The organism is Saccharopolyspora sp. NPDC003752 (assembly GCF_053605825.1).
This window is the reverse complement of record NZ_JBSGJZ010000004.1, coordinates 253,433-271,966: the sequence shown is the minus strand read 5'-3', so window position 1 is coordinate 271,966 and position 18,534 is coordinate 253,433. Positions and strand designations below refer to the sequence as shown.

18 protein-coding genes are annotated in these 18,534 nt (G+C 71.1%); 9 read left to right on the top strand and 9 right to left on the bottom strand.

The features are described from left to right. Positions 1 to 13 precede the first annotated feature (13 nt). Positions 14 to 1,351 (top strand): aminotransferase class III-fold pyridoxal phosphate-dependent enzyme, encoded by a 1,338-nt coding sequence (locus ACWEV3_RS08005; RefSeq protein ID WP_452613170.1) that lies wholly within the window; start codon positions 14 to 16, stop codon positions 1,349 to 1,351. Positions 1,352 to 1,400: 49 nt separating this feature from the next. Here ACWEV3_RS08005 and ACWEV3_RS08000 read toward each other — a convergent pair whose 3' ends face one another. Further along, on the bottom strand, positions 1,401 to 2,636 hold the full coding sequence (locus ACWEV3_RS08000; RefSeq protein WP_452613169.1) for a cytochrome P450 family protein: 1,236 nt from the start codon (positions 2,634 to 2,636) through the stop codon (positions 1,401 to 1,403). 352 nt (positions 2,637 to 2,988) lie between these two features. Here ACWEV3_RS08000 and ACWEV3_RS07995 point away from each other — a divergent pair, with 352 nt between their 5' ends. The 3 genes from ACWEV3_RS07995 to ACWEV3_RS07985 all read left to right on the top strand — a co-directional run bounded on the left by ACWEV3_RS07995 (position 2,989) and on the right by ACWEV3_RS07985 (position 6,170). Continuing rightward, a complete protein-coding gene (locus ACWEV3_RS07995) occupies positions 2,989 to 3,816 on the top strand; it encodes an SAM-dependent methyltransferase (protein ID WP_452613168.1) in 828 nt (275 codons plus the stop codon). 278 nt (positions 3,817 to 4,094) lie between these two features. Then, the gene (locus ACWEV3_RS07990) at positions 4,095 to 5,312 is read left to right on the top strand and encodes a cytochrome P450 (protein ID WP_452613167.1); all 1,218 of its coding nucleotides are present in this window, start codon (positions 4,095 to 4,097) and stop codon (positions 5,310 to 5,312) included. A gap of 135 nt (positions 5,313 to 5,447) precedes the next feature. Further along, positions 5,448 to 6,170: an SDR family oxidoreductase gene (locus ACWEV3_RS07985; RefSeq protein ID WP_452613166.1), complete on the top strand. Its 723-nt coding sequence runs from the start codon at positions 5,448 to 5,450 to the stop codon at positions 6,168 to 6,170. 6 nt (positions 6,171 to 6,176) lie between these two features. Here ACWEV3_RS07985 and ACWEV3_RS07980 read toward each other — a convergent pair whose 3' ends face one another. Beyond that, entirely contained in the window at positions 6,177 to 7,127 is a 951-nt protein-coding gene (locus tag ACWEV3_RS07980; RefSeq protein WP_452613165.1) for an aldo/keto reductase, read from the bottom strand. Positions 7,128 to 7,256: 129 nt separating this feature from the next. Between ACWEV3_RS07980 and ACWEV3_RS07975 the strand changes: the two genes are divergently transcribed. Next, the gene (locus ACWEV3_RS07975; RefSeq protein WP_452613164.1) at positions 7,257 to 7,652 is read left to right on the top strand and encodes a hypothetical protein; all 396 of its coding nucleotides are present in this window, start codon (positions 7,257 to 7,259) and stop codon (positions 7,650 to 7,652) included. A 150-nt stretch (positions 7,653 to 7,802) separates the two neighbouring features. On the opposite strand, the gene ACWEV3_RS07970 is transcribed toward ACWEV3_RS07975, so the two are convergent. Continuing rightward, complete coding sequence (locus ACWEV3_RS07970) at positions 7,803 to 8,345, bottom strand: SRPBCC family protein (protein ID WP_452613163.1); 543 nt, start codon at positions 8,343 to 8,345, stop codon at positions 7,803 to 7,805. A 177-nt stretch (positions 8,346 to 8,522) separates the two neighbouring features. Between ACWEV3_RS07970 and ACWEV3_RS07965 the strand changes: the two genes are divergently transcribed. Together ACWEV3_RS07965 and ACWEV3_RS07960 are read left to right on the top strand one after the other, a co-directional pair. Next, on the top strand, positions 8,523 to 9,173 hold the full coding sequence (locus ACWEV3_RS07965) for a GntR family transcriptional regulator (protein WP_452613207.1): 651 nt from the start codon (positions 8,523 to 8,525) through the stop codon (positions 9,171 to 9,173). Positions 9,174 to 9,295: 122 nt separating this feature from the next. Next, the gene (locus ACWEV3_RS07960; RefSeq protein WP_452613162.1) at positions 9,296 to 10,354 is read left to right on the top strand and encodes a 2,3-butanediol dehydrogenase; all 1,059 of its coding nucleotides are present in this window, start codon (positions 9,296 to 9,298) and stop codon (positions 10,352 to 10,354) included. A gap of 219 nt (positions 10,355 to 10,573) precedes the next feature. On the opposite strand, the gene ACWEV3_RS07955 is transcribed toward ACWEV3_RS07960, so the two are convergent. Further along, positions 10,574 to 11,254, bottom strand: coding sequence for a DUF899 family protein (locus ACWEV3_RS07955; protein WP_452613161.1), 681 nt, complete (start codon positions 11,252 to 11,254; stop codon positions 10,574 to 10,576). A gap of 286 nt (positions 11,255 to 11,540) precedes the next feature. Between ACWEV3_RS07955 and ACWEV3_RS07950 the strand changes: the two genes are divergently transcribed. Together ACWEV3_RS07950 and ACWEV3_RS07945 are read left to right on the top strand one after the other, a co-directional pair. Continuing rightward, complete coding sequence (locus ACWEV3_RS07950) at positions 11,541 to 12,020, top strand: GtrA family protein (RefSeq protein ID WP_452613160.1); 480 nt, start codon at positions 11,541 to 11,543, stop codon at positions 12,018 to 12,020. Between the two features lie 26 nt (positions 12,021 to 12,046). Next, the gene (locus tag ACWEV3_RS07945) at positions 12,047 to 12,442 is read left to right on the top strand and encodes a hypothetical protein (RefSeq protein WP_452613159.1); all 396 of its coding nucleotides are present in this window, start codon (positions 12,047 to 12,049) and stop codon (positions 12,440 to 12,442) included. Positions 12,443 to 12,668: 226 nt separating this feature from the next. Here ACWEV3_RS07945 and ACWEV3_RS07940 read toward each other — a convergent pair whose 3' ends face one another. From ACWEV3_RS07940 to ACWEV3_RS07920, 5 genes are all read right to left on the bottom strand, one after another. After that, entirely contained in the window at positions 12,669 to 13,856 is a 1,188-nt protein-coding gene (locus tag ACWEV3_RS07940; protein ID WP_452613158.1) for an MFS transporter, read from the bottom strand. 123 nt (positions 13,857 to 13,979) lie between these two features. Beyond that, positions 13,980 to 15,113 carry an acyl-CoA dehydrogenase family protein gene (locus tag ACWEV3_RS07935; protein WP_452613157.1) on the bottom strand — a complete coding sequence of 378 codons (1,134 nt, stop codon included), beginning with the start codon at positions 15,111 to 15,113 and terminating at the stop codon, positions 13,980 to 13,982. Continuing rightward, positions 15,100 to 16,269, bottom strand: a complete 1,170-nt coding sequence (locus ACWEV3_RS07930) for an MFS transporter (protein WP_452613156.1) — start codon at positions 16,267 to 16,269, stop codon at positions 15,100 to 15,102. Before ACWEV3_RS07930 ends, ACWEV3_RS07935 begins: the two co-directional genes overlap by 14 nt. Before the next feature lies 1 nt (position 16,270). Beyond that, the gene (locus ACWEV3_RS07925) at positions 16,271 to 17,488 is read right to left on the bottom strand and encodes an ATP-grasp domain-containing protein (RefSeq protein ID WP_452613155.1); all 1,218 of its coding nucleotides are present in this window, start codon (positions 17,486 to 17,488) and stop codon (positions 16,271 to 16,273) included. Next, positions 17,485 to 18,531, bottom strand: coding sequence for a pyridoxal-phosphate dependent enzyme (locus tag ACWEV3_RS07920; protein ID WP_452613154.1), 1,047 nt, complete (start codon positions 18,529 to 18,531; stop codon positions 17,485 to 17,487). The genes ACWEV3_RS07925 and ACWEV3_RS07920 overlap by 4 nt, the downstream gene beginning before the upstream one ends. Positions 18,532 to 18,534: the final 3 nt, after the last annotated feature.

The following is an 18,534-nucleotide window of genomic DNA, read 5'->3' as shown; positions in this document are numbered from 1 at the left end:
AAAAGGATCGCCGATGACTCTGACCTCCGAATCCACCACCGCGCAGCCCGCCGACGGCCGCCTCGGGCTCGCCGCCCGCGATCACCTGATGCGGGGCTACGGCGAGCCGACGGATGGGCCGGTGTCCATCATCACCCGCGGTGAGGGGCCCTACGTCTGGGACGAACAGGGGCGCCGCTACCTCGACGCGGTCGCCGGCGCGTTCGTCGTGCAGGTGGGGTACGGGCGGCCGGACCTCGCCGCCACCGCGGCGCGGCAGGCAGCCGAGCTCGCCTACTTCCCGGCGATGGAGCACGCGCCCCGCCCCGCCGTGGAGCTCGCCGAGCGGCTCGCCGCCGCGGCGCCCGGCGACCTCAACCGCGTGTTCTTCACCTGCGGCGGCAGCGAAGCCGTCGACAGCGCGTGGAAGCTGGCCCGCCAGTACTTCGCGCTGACCGGGAGGACCGGCAAGCACAAGGTGATCAGCCGCGAGTGGTCCTTCCACGGCAGCACCTACGCGGCCGTGGCGATGGGCGGTTTCGCGCTGCTGCACCAGATCTTCGAGCCGCGCGGGCCGGTCAGCCGCAACGTGGCCGACCCGTACGACGCCGAGGAGATCCGGGCGGCCATCGAGCAGGAGGGCCCGGAGTCGGTCGCCGCGGTGATCCTGGAGCCGCTGCCCCACCCGAGCGCCTGCGTGGTGCCGCCGGAGGGCTACTTCGCCCGCGTCCGCGAGATCTGCGACCAGTACGACGTGCTGCTGATCTCCGACGACATCGTGGACTCCTTCGGCAGGCTCGGCCACCTCTTCGGCTGTGACCGCTTCGGCTTCCAGCCCGACATCATCTGCTGCGCCAAGGGGATCACCAGCGGCTACGCGCCGCTCGGCGCGACGATCGCGTCCGAGCGGCTGCTGGAACCGTTCCTGCCGGAGCACGTCATGTTCGCCCACGGCTACACCTTCAGCGGCCACCCGGTGTCGACCTCCGTGGCCATGGCGAACATGAACGTCCTGGAGCAGGAGCGCGTCTACGAGCACGTGCTGCACAAGGAGGCGGCGCTGCGCAACACGTTGGAGGGTCTGCGGAAACTGCCGGTGGTCAACGACGTGCAGGGCGCCGGGTTCCTGTTCTCCCTGGAGCTGATCAAGGACAAGGCGACGCAGGAGCCGTTCTCGCCGGAGGAGTGCGAGCAGCTCATCGACCGGCGGCTGCGCCGCGAGCTGTTCGACGCGGGCCTGCACATCCGGTGCGGGGACCACGACAAGCCCTACATCCACCTGGCGCCGCCGCTGATCTGCGACCAGCCGGAGTTCGACGAGATCGCGGAGGTGCTGCGGTCCGTGCTGCCCCGGCTGTCGGCCTGGGTCTGAGGGCCGCGTGCGCGGTGGCGGAGCGTCCGCCACCGCGCACCGGCCGGGATCAGCTGGTCCGGAGCGGTCCCAGGCGCACCGGGAGTTCCTCCACCGCGCGCATGTAGCCGGGCCGCCAACTCAACTTCTCGACAGGCACGGCAAGTTCGAGGTTCGGGTAGCGCTCGAAGAGCGAGCCGAGGCCGATCTCCATCTCGACCTTGGCCAGGGAAGCGCCGAGGCAGTAGTGCATTCCCCGACCGAACGCGACGTGCCCGTTCTCCGCGCGATCGAAGTCCAGCGCGTCCGGCGAGGCGAACCGCTCGGGGTCGCGGTTCGCGGCGGCCAGCGACGCGAGGACCCAGGAACCGGCGGGGATCGTGGTGTCGTCGAGCTGGATGTCCGCCGTGGTGAAGCGGAAAACCCCCGGCGTGGAAGGCCCGTCGTAGCGCAGCAGTTCGTCGACGTGCGCCGCCAACGCGGTGGGATCTTCCCGCACGGCGGCGAGTTCCGCCGGGTGGTCCAGCAGGGACAGCACGCCGAGCGCCAGGGAGTGCGACGTCGTCTCGTGCCCGGCGACGAACAGCAGCAGCGCCACTCCCGCGAGCTCCCGATCGGCCACTTCGCCGCCGGCACCCGTCACCAGCGCGCTCAGCAGGTCGTCTTCCGGATTCCTTCGCTTGGCGTCGAGCAATTCCTCGAAGTAGGCGTAGAAGGAGTTCACGGCGGAGACCACCTGGGGCGCCTTTTCCGGGTCTCCGACGAATCCGAGCGCCTGGTTGGTCCACTCCCGGAACTGCACGGCGTCCGCTTCCGGAATGCCGAGCAGCGCGCACAGCACGGACACCGGGAACGCATAGCTGTAAGAGCGGACGAGGTCGACTTCGTCCTCGCCGCGCAACGCATCCAGCAGCCTGTCGGCGATGGCCCGCACCTGCGGCCGCAGCGCTTCCACGCGGCGCGCGCTGAACTCGCGCACCACCAGTTTGCGCAGCCGGGTGTGGTCGGGTGGATCCATGTTGATGAACAGTCCCTGCCGGATGGACCGGAACGCCTCGGCCACCTCCGGCGCCACCTCGTCGGCGCCGCTGCGCTCCGGCGAGAGGTCGCAGCTCACGTGAGGACTGGACAGCACGTTCACGACGTCGGGATAGTGCGTCACCACCCAGCACTCGCGCCCGTCCGGCAGGACGACCGGCTGCGCCGGACCACTCTCCCGCCAAGCCGCGAGGCACGGGTGGGGATTGGCCAAGAACTCGTCGCTCATGGACAGTTCCACCGGGCCGGCCACGTCGCTCGTGCCCATCTTTCCTCCTGTGATCCGATGCTGGAAAATTCGGTGGGAATTGCGGACGACGAACCCGATGCTAGGTGTACCGAAATGGCCCAGCAACGGCCGAGAATCGCCGACACCCGGTATTCCACCGGTTCACCCCAGCGGATTATCGACACCCGCACGCGACGCGACGAAACGGCACCGCTGATCCACTTTTCCGAAGTGGTTCCACGATCAGGTCGAAGTCGTTTCCTCGGTTGCAGCACCCCATTCCGCTGCAATAGCGTGCAGTGCGGTCCCCGAATTCCGCCGGTCCGGCACGGCCGGATCGCGCCGGAACGAATTCCGCAATCACCGCAGCCTCGAAGGCGAGATCCACGAGATGAACCGAGCACAGCGACCATCACCGGGCGCCGGTGAAGTCCACGACGAGCACGGCGACGTGTTCACCGCGCTGCTGGACGGCAGCCTCCACTTCGGACTCTGGGACGACGCCACCCGCAGCATGCGGGAGGCCGCCGACAACATGACCGACCTGATGATCGAGAAGCTGGCGGTGGAGCCGGCGCGGTCCGTGCTCGACATCGGCTGCGGCATCGGGGAACCCGCCGTCCGCCTGGCCCGCGCCAGGAACGTCGACGTGGTGGGCGTCAACGTCAGCCGCCAGCAGCTCGCCGCGGCGACCGAACGCGCGGTGGAGGAAGGCCTGCAGGACCGGGTGCGCTTCGCGTTCGCCGACGCCCTGGACCTGCCCTTCCCACCGGAATCCTTCGACGCGGCATGGTTCTTCGAGTCCCTGCTGCACATGCCCGACCGCCGCCGCGCGCTGTCGCAGGCCGCGCGCGTGCTGCGCCCCGGCGGCAGGCTCGCCGTCGCGGACTTCATCCGGCGCGGCCCCGACCTGGACGAGCAGACCGCGGTCGAGGAACGGCTCGCCGGGTTCCACATCTCCGCCATGCCGACGCTGGAGGACTACGCCGAGACTGTCGCGGACGCCGGCCTCGTCATGGTGGAGGCGATCGACGTCTCCGACCGCAGCTGGCGGCAGACCCTGGCGGTGGTCCAGGACAACCTCGCCCGCCTGCAGCACACCTTCACCACCCCGTCCGGCCAGGAGGACTACTGGGTCGAAGCGCGCGAAACGCTGCCCAGGATCGCCGAGAATTCGGCGCTGGGCTACGCGGTGTTCGTCGCGGCCAAGCCGCAATGATCCGAAACCACTGAGGTTTTTCCAACCTCGATTTGCGTGGCGGTGCGGGTAGCGGAACCTCAGAGGCTCCCTGGACTGTGGGTGCCCTGCCTTATGTATGTCCAATACACGGCGTCAGGGCCGTCCTCGCCAGGAAGCCTCTGAGAACCCGCGGCGGTGCCAGTGTCGTAGGTGGGTTATGCGCCTGCGGCGCATGCGACAGCCCATCGACGTGCAGCTTTGCGACCCGCGGCTGCGGGCCGACCAGGATGAAAAAGGCTCACTCGAAGGCAGGAGACATGATTCCCGAGGCACCCATCGGTGAAACCACCTTCCCGCTGCCACGCCGCACGTGCCCCTTCAGCCCACCGCCGATCTACGCGCGGCTGCGCGCGGAGCGGCAGATGGTTCGAGTGCGGACGCTGGACGGCGGCAGCGCCTGGCTCGCGACCCGCTACGAGGACGTCCGCAGGATCATGAGCGACCCGCGCATGAGCGCAGACCGGCACAACCCGGGCCTCCCACCGCTGATGCCTGGTCAGGGAAAGCTGACGAGGGGTGTACCGCAGACGATGACCGGGATGGACGCGCCCGAGCACACCCGTGCCCGACGGGCCGTGCTGCCCGAGTTCACCGCCAAGCGGGTGAACCGGCTGAAGCCACGCACCCAGCAGATCGTCGACGAGTGCCTCGCGACGATGCTCGACGCCGGGCCCCCCGTCGACATCGTGGAGACGCTGGCGTTGCCGGTACCGTCCAGGGTGAGCTGCGAAATGCTGGGCGTTCCCTACGCCGAGCACGAATACTTCGAGGAGCGCATCTCGCGCCTGTCCAGCCAGCGCACTGCGGACGAGGAACGCGCCAAGGCGCACGTGGAACTGCACGACTTCGTCGACGACCTGGTTCAGCAGAAGGAGAAGAACCCCACCGACGACCTGCTCGGCCGCCAGATCATCAGGCAGCGGGCGGAAGAGGGCCGGGACGACCACGAGGCGATAGTCGCTCTGGCCTTCCTGCTCGTGCTCGCCGCGAACGAGACGACGGCCGGCGCAATCGCCCTGGGCGTCCTGGCGTTCCAGCAGCATCCCGAACAACTCGCCGCGATCCGGCAAGACCCCGGCCTCATTCCCGGCGCTGTCGACGAGGTGTTCCGGTACTTCACCATCGGGGACGTCGTCACTTCGCGAGTAGCGGTGGAGGACGTGCAGATGGGCGATGTCGTGATCCGCGCCGGCGAAGGCGTGCTCCTGTCGTTCTACGCAGCCAATCGCGATCCCGACGCGTACGACCGCCCGGACGAGTTCGACATCTGGCGCGATGCGCGGCACCACTTGACGTTCGGCTTCGGTCCGCACATGTGCCTTGGCATCACGCTGGCGCGAGTCGAGCTCGCGATCGTCTTCGAGACGCTGTTCCGCCGCGTTCCTGATCTCCGCCTGGCCACCCCGCTGGCGGACATCCCGTTCAAGGAGGACGCCACCATCTACGGGATGCACGAACTCCGAGTGACTTGGTGATCGACCTCCCTCCGAGGGGCCGCCGCTGTCGATCGCACGGCCACGCCGCCGGAGGCTGATCCGGTGAAGCGGTCCCTTGCTCTAGGCTGCTGCTCGATCATTCCGATCCAACTTCGAACTCCCTGGAGGAAGTCCTTGGCAAGCGATGCGCTGACCGCTGTCGTCACCGGTGCCGCGAGCGGGATCGGGCGAGCACTGGCCGAGGCGCTCCACGCCAAGGGCGCCGACCTCGTCTTGGCCGACGTCGATGCCGACGCGCTCTCCGCGACCGCGGAGCGGCTCGGCGCGACAGGCGTGACGGCCGATGTGTCCGACCCGGCCGCGATGAGCGCCCTGGCCGCGCAGGCCCCGCAGGCGCGCCTGATCTGCCTCAACGCCGGTGTGGTGGGAGCGTCGCTGGGCGCGCCGTGGGAGGTGCCGGCCGACGAGTGGGATCGCGTGTTCGGCATCAACGTCGGCGGCGTCGTCAACGGGCTGCGGGCGTTCGTGCCGGGCCTGCTCGCCTCCGGTGAGCAGGCCCACGTGCTGATCACCGCGTCGCTGGCGGGCCTCACGGTCTTCCCGGGCGGCGGGGCGTACGGGCCGTCGAAGCACGCCGTCGTCGCCGTCGCCCAGCACGCGGCGATGGCCCTGGCCGGCACACCGGTGCGGGTCACCATGATCTGCCCGGCGCTGGTCTCCACCGGCATGTCGCCGGACGGGATCGAGCCGGGCCTCGTCGCGCACGAGGCGCTGCAGGCCGTCGACGATGGTGTCTTCGCCGTCGTTCCCGCTGAGTGGCAGGCGGCCGTCGTCGCGCAGGTCGAGCAGATCGCATCCGGACAGCGACCCACGCCACCCACTCCGCGGTCGGCGTGACCGCCGTCAGGGCAGCGCGGCGCCGCGGGCCGTGATCCAGAGCCGGTACCACTCCTCGTGCGTGAGGTCGGGTTCCCGTTGCGCCGCGTCGCGGCAGGCGCGGATCCGTTCCGGCTTCGCGCTGCCGATGACCGGCGCGATCTCCGCAGGGTGGCGCTGCAGCCACCACAGCACGATCGTCTCCGGAGTCGTGCCCTTCTCCTCGGCCAGGGCCGCGACGAGTTCCGCTGTCGCCCGCTCGGTCGGCGTATCCTGACCGCCGGTGAACCGGCCGCGCGCGAGCGGGCCCCAGGCCTGCAAGGAGATCCCGTTCGCCCGGCAGTGCTCGATCGTGCCCAGCGGGAAGCCGATCGACGCGGCTTCGGCGGTGTTCACCAGCACCCCGGCCTCGCACCAGTCGCGCCGGTGCAGGCTCATCTCCAGCTGGTTGGCGACCAGCGGCACGCCGAGGTGCGCCTGCAGGTGCGCGATCTGGGCCGCGCTCATGTTCGACACCCCGAAGCGCCGCACGAGGCCCTGCTCGTGCAGCGACATGAGCGCCTTGGCGACGTCTTCCGGGTCGGCCAGCGGGTCGGGCCGGTGCAGGAGGAGCACGTCGATCATGTCGGTGCGCAGCCGGGCGAGGCTCTCCTCCACCCGCCGGACGATGCTGTCCCCGCGCAGGTCGTAGATCCCGGGCCGGTCGCCCTCGGCCTGCCGGATGCCGCACTTGGTCTGCAGCACGACGCGTTCGCGCAGCCCGGGTGTGCGGGCGAGCACCTCGCCGAAGGCCGCCTCCGCCTTGCCGCGCCGGTAGATGTCGGCGTGGTCGAACGTGGTGATCCCGATCTCCAGCGCCGCCTGGATCGCCGCCTCGGCCGCGTCGATGTCGGCCGCGGCGAGGGGTTCGGCGTCCCAGCTCCCGCCGAGCCCCATGCACCCGTACAGCACGCGATCCGCGCTCGTCTCCGTCGTCACCGGGCCATCCTTTCACGGAGGTCACCGCGCCCGGCCGGGGCTGCCACGACCACATTTGTCCACAGTGGACGAATGGAGGGTGAGGAATGCCATCCGCCCGCGGGGCCGAATCGGGCGCACACTCGGGTCATGGACGGGCAGTGGACGCCGCGGGACCAGGAGGAGCTGATCGCGGGGTGGCGGCTGTGGCTCGCGCTCGGCTCGTCGGCCTGGCCGCGCGCCGACTGGGACGGCACGCCCGGGCAAGCGGTGCGCGGCCTGCGGGAGCTGATGGCGGCGTGCGCCGAGATCCTGGCCGACTACCTCGCCGCGGGCGGCACCGAGTCCGCCGAGGTCGCGCGGCTGCTGACCTCGATGTACCCGGCCGCGAGCTGGACGTGCGAGCTGTGGGCGGACGACACCGCGCCGCTCGACGACGAGCGCGCCGCCCTGCTGCACCGCGACCTCGCCGGGTTCGCAGACCACGCCCTGGCCGTGCAGACCCTGCTCGCCCGGGGCGGCGGCTGGGCATCGCTCGCGCTCTGACCGGGCCTGGTTCAGCCGGGCGCGCAAGTGTCCTGCGCCCACGGCATCGCCGATGACGACGAGCACTCGGCCAGCTGGCGGGAACTCCACGTCGTTCACCACGTGGCACGACCGGAGGAAGCTCGCTGCCGTCCCGTTGATCTTTCTGCCTCAGCAGGTCTCGGCGGCGGCTCGCCGGCGGACGGTGCGTTCGAGGATCCCGAGGGTGGCCTTGAGCGCGGACTCGGGGACCACCGGGAAGACCATGCGCTCCTTCCACACCTCGTCGATCTCCGACCAGTCGTAGTAGGAGGTGACGAGGGTGCCGCCCTCGGCCGACTCCAACCGGTAGCCGTAGATGTGGCGGGCGTGGGGCCGGACCCGGGCTTCGACGGTCCAGGCGATCTCCTCGTCCTGGGTGAGCCTGACGATGACGACCTCGACGTCGTACTTGCCCAGGGGGACGTCCCCGAGGGCGTCCCGGTCCATGTGGACCACGAACCGGTCGCCGGGCCGCTCGACCCGTTCCCCTTCGGCGTCCATGAGCATTCCCGACGCGTCGATGTCCACGTGGCCCTTCGGGTCGGTCAGGACCGCGAAGATGTCGCCGGCCGGGGCGGGGATGAGCCGGGAAACCTCGATCCGCTCGGCGTCTTCGCCCACGCGCGGCGTTTCCGCCGCACCGATCAGGGTGGCAGGGTCGCTGGCGCTCATGGCGTCGTCCTCTCAGGCCGTGCTGCGGGAGTGGCGATGATCCGGCCGGCGGAAGCCCTTCGCTCAGAGGCACCACCAACAAATCGACCATAACACAAATAATCGATTTTCTACCGGATCGTCTACGCTGGCGGGATGCCCCGGACGGCCCACACCTCGACCTCGTCGGGAAAGCAGATGCTCTCCGAGCAGGTCTACGCACATCTGCGGGACGCGATCATGCGCGGGGACTACGCCCCCGGTGAGGCACTCAAACCGCAGGACCTCGCCAAGGAACAGGGCGTGAGCCTGGCCGTCGTGCGCGAGGCGCTCGTGCGGGTGGTCGGCGAGGGCCTCGCCGACCGGCTGCCCAACCGCGGCTTCGCCGTCCCCGCCTTCTCCGACCGCCGCTGGCAGGAGATCGCGGAGGCCCGCCGGACCATCGAACCGCTCGTGCTGCGCATGTCCATCGAGCGCGGTGACCTCGACTGGGAGGCCCGCGTGCGCGCCGCCCACCACCGCCTGGCCCGCACCCCGGCGTTCGTGCCGGAAGGGGGCCAGTACGTCAGCGGCGCATGGTCCGAAGCGCACCGGGTCTTCCACCGCACCTTGCTGGAGGGGTGCGGCAACCCCGTCCTGCTGGAGACCTTCGACCGGATGTGGTCCGCGAGCGAGCTGGCTCGCCGCTGGTCGGCGCACCGGACCCCCGGCCGGGACCACGTCGGCGAGCACCGCCGGCTGGAGGAGGCGGCACTGGCCCGCGACGCCGACGCCGCGGCCGAGGCACTGGCCCAGCACCTCACCCTGACCGCGGCCGGCCTGACCGGCCGCACCCACCACGAACCCTGATCCCGTCTCGTCGACCTGGCCCGGCAGGTTCCGCGTCGCGGCCCGGTGCTCTTCCACCTCGGCTCGGCTCGGCGCATCCTCGGGATGGCGTCCGCAACATCCTGCCGAGCGAGGGAACCGCGATGAGAGCAGCACGCTTCCACGGCCGTGGCGACATCCGCATCGACGACGTGCCGGAACCCACGACCCGCCCCGGCACCGTCAAGGTGGCGGTCGAGTGGTGCGGGATCTGCGGCACCGACCTGCACGAATACCTCGAAGGCCCGATCTTCGCGCCGCGCGCGGGCGCCCCGCACCCCCTCACCGGCGAAACCGTGCCCCTCACGCTCGGCCACGAGTTCGCCGGAGTCGTCAGCGAGCTCGGCGACGGGGTGCTCGACCTGCGGGTCGGCGACCGCGTCGCCGTCGAGCCGTACCTGGTGTGCGGGCGGTGCGACCCCTGCTTGCAGGGCCGGTACAACGTCTGCCGCAGCCTGGGTTTCGTCGGGCTTTCCGGCGGGGGCAGCGGATTCTCGCAGTTCGTCGTGGCCGAGCGCCGCTGGATCCACCCGCTCGGCGAGCTCGGCACCGACGTCGGGGCGCTCGTCGAGCCGCTGGCGGTCGCCTACCACGCGGTGCGGCTCTCCGGCGCCCGCCCGGGGCACACCGCCGCGGTCTTCGGGACCGGCCCCATCGGCCTGGTGACCACCGCCGCGCTCCGGGCGGCGGGCGTCGAGCGGGTGATCGCCGTGGAACCGGCGGAGGTGCGCAAGGCCAAAGCGCACGCGGCCGGCGCCGAACACGTGCTCGATCCGTCCACAGTGGATGTCGCTGCCGCCGTGCTGGAGCTGACCGGGGGGCGCGGCGCCGACGTGACGTTCGAGTGCGCCGGGATCGACGCCGTGCTGAAGTCGGCGATCCGCGCCACGCGTGCCGGTGGCACCTGCGTGAACGTCGCGATCTGGGGCCACGAGGCCGCGGTCGCGATGAACGATCTGGTGTTCGGCGAGATCAACCTCGTCGGCAGCCTCGCCTACGCCGGTGACCATCCCGCGACCATCGAGATGATCGCCGCTGGCAAGGTCGACCCGTTCCAGTTCATCACCGGCCGCATCGGGCTCGACGACATCGTGGCGAAGGGGTTCGACGAGCTCGTCGGCAACAAGGAGGCCAACGTCAAGATCCTCGTCCGGCCGGAGTGACCCGGGCTAGGTCGTTTTATGAGCGGCGGTAGCCGCTTGCGGTGGCGGACTCAACTCGCACCGCCGCGGGTTCTCGGTGCCCACTCCCCTGGAGTTCTCCCAGCGAGGACAGCCCCGACGTGGTGAATTGGTCATTCATGATGTCGGGGATCCCACAGCGAGGGGGCATCTGAGGTTCCGCCACCCGCACCGCTGCGCGAACCAATTTCGAAACACTCTCTAGTAGTCCAGGGCGGCGAACCAGTCGCCCCGGCCCCGGGGCGTGAGGTCGAGGAGGTGCCAGACCGGGCTGAGCAGGTCGATGCCGCGCTGGTCGATGTCGTCGGCCATGCGCGGGTGCGCCGAGTAGAAGTGGCGGACCGATCCGCTGCCGTCGCGGGTGAACACCGACACCGTCGAGTCCTGGTCGCCGTCCGCGTCCTCGCTGCCGAGGTCGTACTTGAACGTACCGGTCCCGGCGCTGAGCAGGCGGAGGTTCGTCCACCCCCGGCGCCGGGCGTGCGCGCGCAGCTCCGGCAGGCCGGCGGCGGCCACGACCGCGAGGTCGACGTTCTGCGCGACGTGGCGGGCGACGCCGTTGAAGCCGTCGATCCACATCGTGCACATGGGGCACGGCTCGGTCTGCCGCTTGCCGTACATCAGGTGGTAGATCACCAGATCGCGGCCGGGCCCGGTGAACAGTTCGCTCAGCCGCACGGTCCGCACGGGCTCGTCGCCCGCATCGAGGTCCGCCGGGCCTTCTTCGAACGCGTAGTCGTCGACGACCGGTCCCGGCGGCAGCCTGCGGCGCAGGTCGGCGACCTGCTCGCGCTGGCGCATCAGCTCGATCTCGGCCTGGCGCAGCTCCTCGCGGGCGCTGGCATATTCGGCCGGTTCCGCGGTGAGGTTGGTGTGGCGCATCGCTGGCTCCTGGACCGCCGACGGTAGTTGTCCCTGCCATTGTCCGCCGCCCGCGGGCGGTGGCCAACCGCGGCGCTGACAGCCGGTAGCCACGAATCTGATCCAATGTGGACATTCGCGGGATCGCGGCGGTTCGGGGACGGTGGCGGAACGGATGCCGAACAGCCCCTGAACACTCGGCGAAGGCATACCGATGACGGCATGGATCAGGCGGACAACTTTCCGCCGACGAGATCTCATAGGTTCGGGTGCGGACCCACGACGCCATCGCCGCAGCGGGATGAGGATGGACGAGCAGACCACGACGACCAGGACGAGCACCGCCGAGCGGGTCGGCGACCTGCTCACCTCGTGGGTCGACCGGCTTCCCACCCGGCTGCGCCGGGTGCTGTCCCGCGAACTCGTCGGATTCCTGATGCTGGGCGGGTTCACGTTCCTGATCGACCTCGGGATCCTGGCGGCGCTGCGCGCCTGGACCGCGCTGCCGCTGCCGGCCGCCGTCACCGTGGCGTACGTGGCCGCCTTCGGGCTGAACTTCGTGCTCAACCGCACGGTCAACTTCCGGTCGCACGCCCCGGTCGGCGGCCAGGCCCTCCGCTACGCGGTGGTGATCGCGTGCGACTACCTGCTCACGATGGGCGTGACCACGGGGGTTTCGGCGCTGGGCGTCGACTTCCGGCTGTCGCGGATGGCCGCCGGGGCGTGCGTCGCGGCGTTCACCTACACCGCATCGCGGTGGTGGGTGTTCCGGGAGAAGTCCGGCTGAACCGCGCCCTTGGCATACTGGGCGCGGTGTCCCGCAAACTGCTGATCCTGCCGGTCGCGGCAGGACTCCTCGTCGGCGCGGTGCTCTTCGGCGCGCTCATCTTCCTCGGCCCATCGATCACCTTGCGCGAGGCGGTGTTGCACGAGGAATCGTCCCGGGATTCCGGGGTGACCTACGAGTACTCGGGTTCCCGGTGGGCGAGCGAGCTCTACCTGGTTCGGGTCACCCGGCTGACCGGCACCTGGCACGAGCTGCGGATCGGCCCGGGCGCGGCCGACCACTACTACCCGGTGCGGCTGAGGTTCGGCTCCGGTGAGCCGCGGATCCGGTCCGTCGAGTGGCGACCCGACGAGGTCGCGGTGACCTTGGAGTCGGGCGACTCCGTCCACGTGCCGGCGGACAACTTCCGCAGCGTCCGCTAGCGCGCCTGCTTGCGCACTTGTTCGCGCAGTGGCGCGTGCGCGCTGCCTGGCGCGGAGTGAACGGACCGATCGTTCCGATAGACGAGGTGAACAGGCCGTTCGCCACCCACCCGACACCAGCTGGCGCGGAGTGAACGGACCAATCGCCCCGATAGACGAGGTGAACAGGCCGTTCGCTTCATCTCCCGCAAGGCACAAGCCTGCCCCGCCGCATCCGGGACAGCCGCTAGCCGGCCGGTTCCGCCCGGCGCCCCAGCGCGCGCATCGCGAGCGCCCCGAGGATCGGGCCCGGCGCGAGGACGAGGAAGGCGAATCGCCAGCCGACGAGCGCCGAGAGCACCGGCACGAGGTTGATCGTGACCACCGTCAGCAGGAAGCCGATCGCGGTCTGCGCAGTCAGCGCCGTGCCGACGTAGCGGGAGTCGGCGACCTCGCTGAGGGCCGTGGAGAACACGCCGGAATCCGCGATCACCGCCGCGCCCCAGATCGCGAGCAGCACCAGGAGCAGCGGCCACGACGCGCCGAACACCAGCGGGGACAGCAGGCAGCACGCGCCGCTGACGACGAGGGCCGTCCCGGCCGCGGGAGCCCGCCCGAAGCGGTCGGCGGCCCAGCCACCGAGCAGGCAGCCGAGGACGCCGGCGACGCCGATGGCCGCGAACGAGACCAGGCCGACGGTCGCCTCCCCGCTCCCGGTGCTCACGGCCACGTACGACGGCAGCCACGTCCACAGCGCGTACAGCTCCCACATGTGGCCGAAGTAGCCGAGGTTGGCCAGCCTCGGCCCGCGCTCCCGGAACATCTCTAGCGCGTACCGCGGCCGGTGGCTCGCGCCGCCGCCGGACAGGTGCGGTCCCGGCCGCACGAACATCGCCGCCAGCACCGCCGCCCCGACACCGATGGCGGCCGCGGTGATGAGCACGCCCTGCCACGGCAGGCCGTCGAGACCCTTGATCAGGTGCGGCAGTGCGGAGCCGACGGTGAGCGCGCCGATGAGCACGCCGAGCGCGAGCCCGCGCCCGGCGGCACCGAACCACGAGGCCATCAGCTTCATGCCCACCGGGTAGACGCCGGCGAGGAAGAAGCCCGCGCACAGCCGGCAGAGCACCGCCGGGCCGAAGCTGTCGGCGAGCAGCGGGACGGCGACGGTCGCGGCCGCCGCGCCGAGCGCGGAGCAGGCGACCACCCGCTGCGGCGGGAAGCGGTCGGGCAGGTTGGCCGCGGCCGACACGACGGCCCCGGCGACGAACCCGACCTGCACCGATGCGGTCAGCCAGACGGCCTGCACGTCGCTGATGCGCCACGCCTCGCGCAGCGCGGGCACGACGGCGGAGGCGGAGAACCACATCGCCATGGCGAGCACCTGCACGGCGGCGATCAGCCCGAGCTGGACGTACCGGTTACCACTTGCCATTCGACTGCCGCTTTCCGAGAAGCTCCCGCGTCACTCCGGGCACGACCGCCACACGAGTCCGGCCCGCACCTCGTTCGCGGGCGGTCGCATACTTCCACAGGCGGATGCCCGCGGTCACGCCGCTCAGCTGTAGGCGGTGGGCTCGGGCGGCTCGCCGGTGAGGTGGTGGGCGCCGAGTTCACGGGCCTTGTAGACCACCGGATCGTGCAACGTCAGGGTACGGGCATTTCGCCAGAACCGGTCGAATCCGAAGGAACCGGCCGTGGCCCTCGCGCCGAGGAACTCGAAGATCCTGGCCGTCGTCTCGTTGACGGTCCTGGTGGCGACGATCTTCGCCGCGGCGATGGTCGTGGCCGCCGCGCCGCGCTGTTCCGCGGTCAACTCGGCACCCCGATCCGCCGCGTCCTGCAGCGCGGCCGTGCCGTGGTCGGCGAGCAGACCTGCCGCCCGGACGCTCGCGACCAGCTCGCCGTAGCCCGCCAGGACGTACGGGTCCTCTGCCGCGGCGGCCACGCCGCTGAGCAGCCAGGGCCGGGCGCGGCGGCGGGTGTGGTCGGCGGCCTCCGCGAGTGCGCCTTCGGCGATCGCCACGCAGATCTGGGCGAGGATCGCCTGGAAGGCCAGCGATGTCAGGGAGATCCGGACGTCACCGCTCGGCGGCGAGCCCAGGACGTCGTCCGCGTCGACGCGCACGTCGTCGAAGACGACGCTGCCGCTGGCCGACAGGCGTTGCCCGATGTTGTCCCAGTCGTCGGGGTGGCCGATGCCGGGCGCACGGGCGTCCACCAGGAACGTGCGGATCTCGCCGTCGTCGTCCCGGGCGCTCGCGATCAGCCGGTCCGCGACGGCGGCACCGGTGGCGAACGTCCGCCGGCCGTTGACCAGGAATCCTCCGTCCACAGTGGTCATCCTCAGCCCGGCGTCCGCCGGGTTGGGCGGGCTGCTCACGCCCGCCCAGAACAACCGGTGCTCGGCGGTTTCCCGCCGCATCCGCGCGGCCACCTCGGGATCCCCGAACAGCCCGGCCCGCCACAGGTGCAGGTAGTGGTACCCGAGCAGGTGCCCGATGGAAGGATCGGCCGCCGCCACGATCCTGGTCACCGCGTGCGTGGTCAAGTGATCGTCCGGCGGAACGACGATCAGCCCCGACCCGCGGAGCAGCTCGACCTCGTCGACCGGCCGCCGGTTCGCGCGGTCCCGGTCGGCGGCGTCGGCCCGCAGCCGATCGGCGACCGCCTTCGCACTAGCCAGATCCATGTCTCTCCTCGGGGTTCTCTCGGCGCCGCAACACGATGACCAGCAGCGGCGGCAGGAGCACGCACTGCGCCGCCACCGCCAGCCAGAAGAAGTGGGCGTTTCCGGCTCCGTCGAACGCGCCGTAGCCGAGGCCGCCGATGATGCCGCTGGCGAAGGCGCCGATCCCGGCTGCGAGGCGCTGTTGCCCGAACACGACCGCCGGTGGCCGCCCGGAACGGGCGAGGGATTCGAGGTCGTTCTTCAGGAACAGCACCACCTCGCCGAGGCAGATGGCCAGCGCACCGGCCAGGATCGCCACGGCACCGCCAGACGCCAGCGCGGCCGTGCCGGTCGCCATCGCGGCGAAACCGATCAGCATCGCACGGGCGTACGGCAGCCGCCCGATCCAGCCGGCCAGCAGCGGCTGCATCACCACCAATCCCAGCGAGTGGAGCATCAGCGCGACGCCGTAGAACACTGTGGACACTCGTGGAACGGCGTAGACCGCCAGGTAGTTGTAGAAGAACATGTGCAGGTACAAGGTCAAGGCGGTGATCGCGAAGGGCAGCAGGGGAATTCCGGCCAGCACCCGGTCCGGCTTCCCCACCGGGCGGTCGGCGCCCCGCTCCGCGGGCAGCAGCGCGTGCCCGATCGTCACGACGGCGAACAGCACCGCGACCGTTGCGAACAACGCCGCCGAGTCGTCGAGCACGAACGGCGCGGCGGCGACCGGCCCGAGCGCGATTCCGCCGTTGATGGCCGAGTTCCCGGCCGACACCAGCAGCGGACGGCGGTCCTCCTCGACGCCCAGCAGCAGGTACGCCTTGTTCGCCGGGAGGTAGAGCGCCGCGCCGCAGGAGGTCAGCACCAGCGCGGCGACGGCCGCGGCCGGCCAGCGCAGCCCCACGACGAACCCGGCGAACCCGGCGGTCCGGATCACCAGTGCCAGCACCATGGTCCGCTGCAGGCCGACGCGCTCGGCGACGGCCGCGCCCGCGATCGCCCCGGCGAACTGCACGAGCGAGGCGACCGCGAGGACGACGCCGACGATCCCCAGGTTCAACCCGAGACGCTGGTGCAGCACCACCGACATGTACGGCAGCACCGCGAACCCGCCCAGCGCGATGAAGAACGAGCTGACCAGCAGGAACCCTTGCCGGTGGGTGAACGAGGCCACCTCAGCGCCCGGCGACGACCGGGTGCACGCCGCCGGCGGCGCTGAGCGCGCGGTGCAGCGCGAGTTCGGCCGTGGCCGCCTCGGCCAGCACGATTCCGGTGCAGGCGCGCTGGTCGGCGAGGCTCTCGATGCGGTTCCCGATCGTCATCGTCGGATACCACTCCGGGCCGCCGGGGAACCCGGCCAGCCGCTCGATCCCGGCCATGCCGGTGAACGTGCCGGTCCGGTCGGGGTAGACCAGCACGAATGCCACCGCAGGGCCGGATCCTGTGGTGGCGTCGAGGAGTTCCGGTTCCTTGCCCAGCGCCATGTCGACCATCGCTTCGTAGACGTTGGTGCCCAGCGACCGGCACAACGCCTCCCCCACCATCGCGCCGCCGATCCGGCCGTTGATCTCGACCAGTTCCGGCCCCTCGGCGGTGAGCACGAACTCGACGTGCGCGAACCCGCCGCGGTGACCGGCGACCGCGAGCACCCGCGACACCCACTGCTCCAGTCCGGCGCGATCCGCGTCCGGGAACGCGACGGGGAACGCGGCCGCTTCCTCCCGCACGTGCTGCTGACGCGACAGCTGCCTGCTGTGGACGCCCAGCAGCCGGGTCCGGCGCGCCCAGGTGAGCGTTTCCGCGCTGTACAACGGCCCGGCGAAGAACGGCTCGGCGAGCAGCCGACCGAACAGCGGCCGGTCCGCCGCTTCGTCGACGGCGCTGCGCAGCTGGTCCTCGTCGTGCACGAGCCACACGTTGCGCGAAGAGGTGCCCGCCGAATCCTTCAGGACCGCGGGCAGGCCGACCTCCCGCCGGACGAGTCCGGCCGCCGACGAGCCGCCGGGCACCGCGATGGCCGTGCCGCGGCTGAGGCCGTGCCGGTGCATCAGCACCCGGACCGCGCGCTTGTCGCGAATGGTGCGCGCCGCCTCGGGATCCGGGCCCGCCAGGCCGAACCGGGCCGCGAGCTCGGCGCCCGGCAACAGCCAGGTGTCCGTGGAGTTGATCAGGCCGTCGAGCCCGGGAAGCCGTTCGAGCGCGGCCGCGCAGGCGGCCATGTCGCGGGTGTCGACGTCGACGACGTCCAGCGCGCCCGGGTCGAGCAGCGACAGCTCGTGCTGGTAGATGTCGCGGTTGCCGGTGAGCAGGCACAGCCGCTGGCCGGCGCGGTCGGCGGCGTCGACCAGGCGCCCCAGGCCGAAGGTCAGGGCTTCCAGCGCTGCGATCGTCATTCCACCGGCTCCTGTTCGCTCCACCGCCGGCGCGCCCACTCCATCGCCGACCAGGGCGGCGCGAGGTCGTCCAGCGAGGTGATCTCCTTCGGCCGCAACCCGGCGGGGTCCAGCGCCTCGCGATGCCGGGCGAAAACCCGCTCCACGTAGCGATGTCCGGTGTCCGCGCCGATGACCAGGTGCGTGCCCTCCGGGTGCCGCGCCGACTCCCAGCCGGCGACCAGGTGCGCCGCGCCGGTCGACAGGCCCGCGAACACGGCGTGCTCGCGCAGCAGGCCGACCGTGCCGGCCATCGCGTGCCGGAAGTCGACCCAGTGCACCGAGTCGTAGAGGTGGTGGCGCACGTTGTCGAACCAGATCGAGCTGCCGATCCCGGCGATGATCGCATCGGGATCGCTGTGGCCGTCGCTGCCGAACGTGACGCTGCCGAAGGGCTGCACGCCCAGCAGCCGCACCTCCCGGCCCCGCCCGCGCAGCGACTCGACGAGTCCGCCCGACGAGGCGCCGGTGCCGACCGCGGCGACCACCGTCAGCGGCCCGTCCGGCAGCCCGTCGGTGACGAGGTCGGCGAACTCCCGGTAGCCCAGGTAGTGCACGCCGTCGTGGTACTGGCGCATCCAGTGCATCCCGGGGCGCTCCGCGAGGAGTTGCCGCACGCGCTCCACGCGCCGCCGCTGATCGAGCCGGAGGTCCTGCGAGGGCGGCATCTGGTCCACGGTCGCGCCGAGGACCTCCAGCTGCGCACGCATCGAGGAGTCCACTGTGGTCGATGCGACGATGTGGCAGCGCAGGCCGTAGCGGTGGCAGGCCATCGCCAGTGCCAGCGCGTAGATGCCGCTCGAACTGTCCACAAGGGTTTGACCAGGCCGGATCGTGCCGCGCTCCAGGAGGGTTCGCACCGCGCCGAGCGCGGCGTAGACCTTCATGGTCTCGAACCTCGCGAGGACGACGTTGCCGCCCAACCGGATCAAGGAAGGCGTCTTGAGCGCATCTGTGATGTGCTCGTGCACCGTCGCCGCGGCGGCGGGGGCTGTCGCGGTCACGGC

Excerpts from the sequence above, each read along its gene's own strand:
- ACWEV3_RS07990 (WP_452613167.1), top strand. The coding sequence starts at position 4,095 with ATGATTCCCGAGGCACCCATCGGTGAAACCACCTTCCCGCTGCCACGC.
- ACWEV3_RS07950 (WP_452613160.1), top strand. The coding sequence starts at position 11,541 with ATGGACGAGCAGACCACGACGACCAGGACGAGCACCGCCGAGCGGGTC.
- ACWEV3_RS07970 (WP_452613163.1), bottom strand. The coding sequence starts at position 8,345 with ATGAGCGCCAGCGACCCTGCCACCCTGATCGGTGCGGCGGAAACGCCG.
- ACWEV3_RS07955 (WP_452613161.1), bottom strand. The coding sequence starts at position 11,254 with ATGCGCCACACCAACCTCACCGCGGAACCGGCCGAATATGCCAGCGCC.
- ACWEV3_RS07960 (WP_452613162.1), top strand. The coding sequence starts at position 9,296 with ATGAGAGCAGCACGCTTCCACGGCCGTGGCGACATCCGCATCGACGAC.
- ACWEV3_RS07925 (WP_452613155.1), bottom strand. The coding sequence starts at position 17,488 with ATGACGATCGCAGCGCTGGAAGCCCTGACCTTCGGCCTGGGGCGCCTG.
- ACWEV3_RS07940 (WP_452613158.1), bottom strand. The coding sequence starts at position 13,856 with ATGGCAAGTGGTAACCGGTACGTCCAGCTCGGGCTGATCGCCGCCGTG.
- ACWEV3_RS08000 (WP_452613169.1), bottom strand. The coding sequence starts at position 2,636 with ATGGGCACGAGCGACGTGGCCGGCCCGGTGGAACTGTCCATGAGCGAC.
- ACWEV3_RS07965 (WP_452613207.1), top strand. The coding sequence starts at position 8,523 with ATGCTCTCCGAGCAGGTCTACGCACATCTGCGGGACGCGATCATGCGC.
- ACWEV3_RS07995 (WP_452613168.1), top strand. The coding sequence starts at position 2,989 with ATGAACCGAGCACAGCGACCATCACCGGGCGCCGGTGAAGTCCACGAC.
- ACWEV3_RS07935 (WP_452613157.1), bottom strand. The coding sequence starts at position 15,113 with ATGGATCTGGCTAGTGCGAAGGCGGTCGCCGATCGGCTGCGGGCCGAC.
- ACWEV3_RS08005 (WP_452613170.1), top strand. The coding sequence starts at position 14 with ATGACTCTGACCTCCGAATCCACCACCGCGCAGCCCGCCGACGGCCGC.
- ACWEV3_RS07975 (WP_452613164.1), top strand. The coding sequence starts at position 7,257 with ATGGACGGGCAGTGGACGCCGCGGGACCAGGAGGAGCTGATCGCGGGG.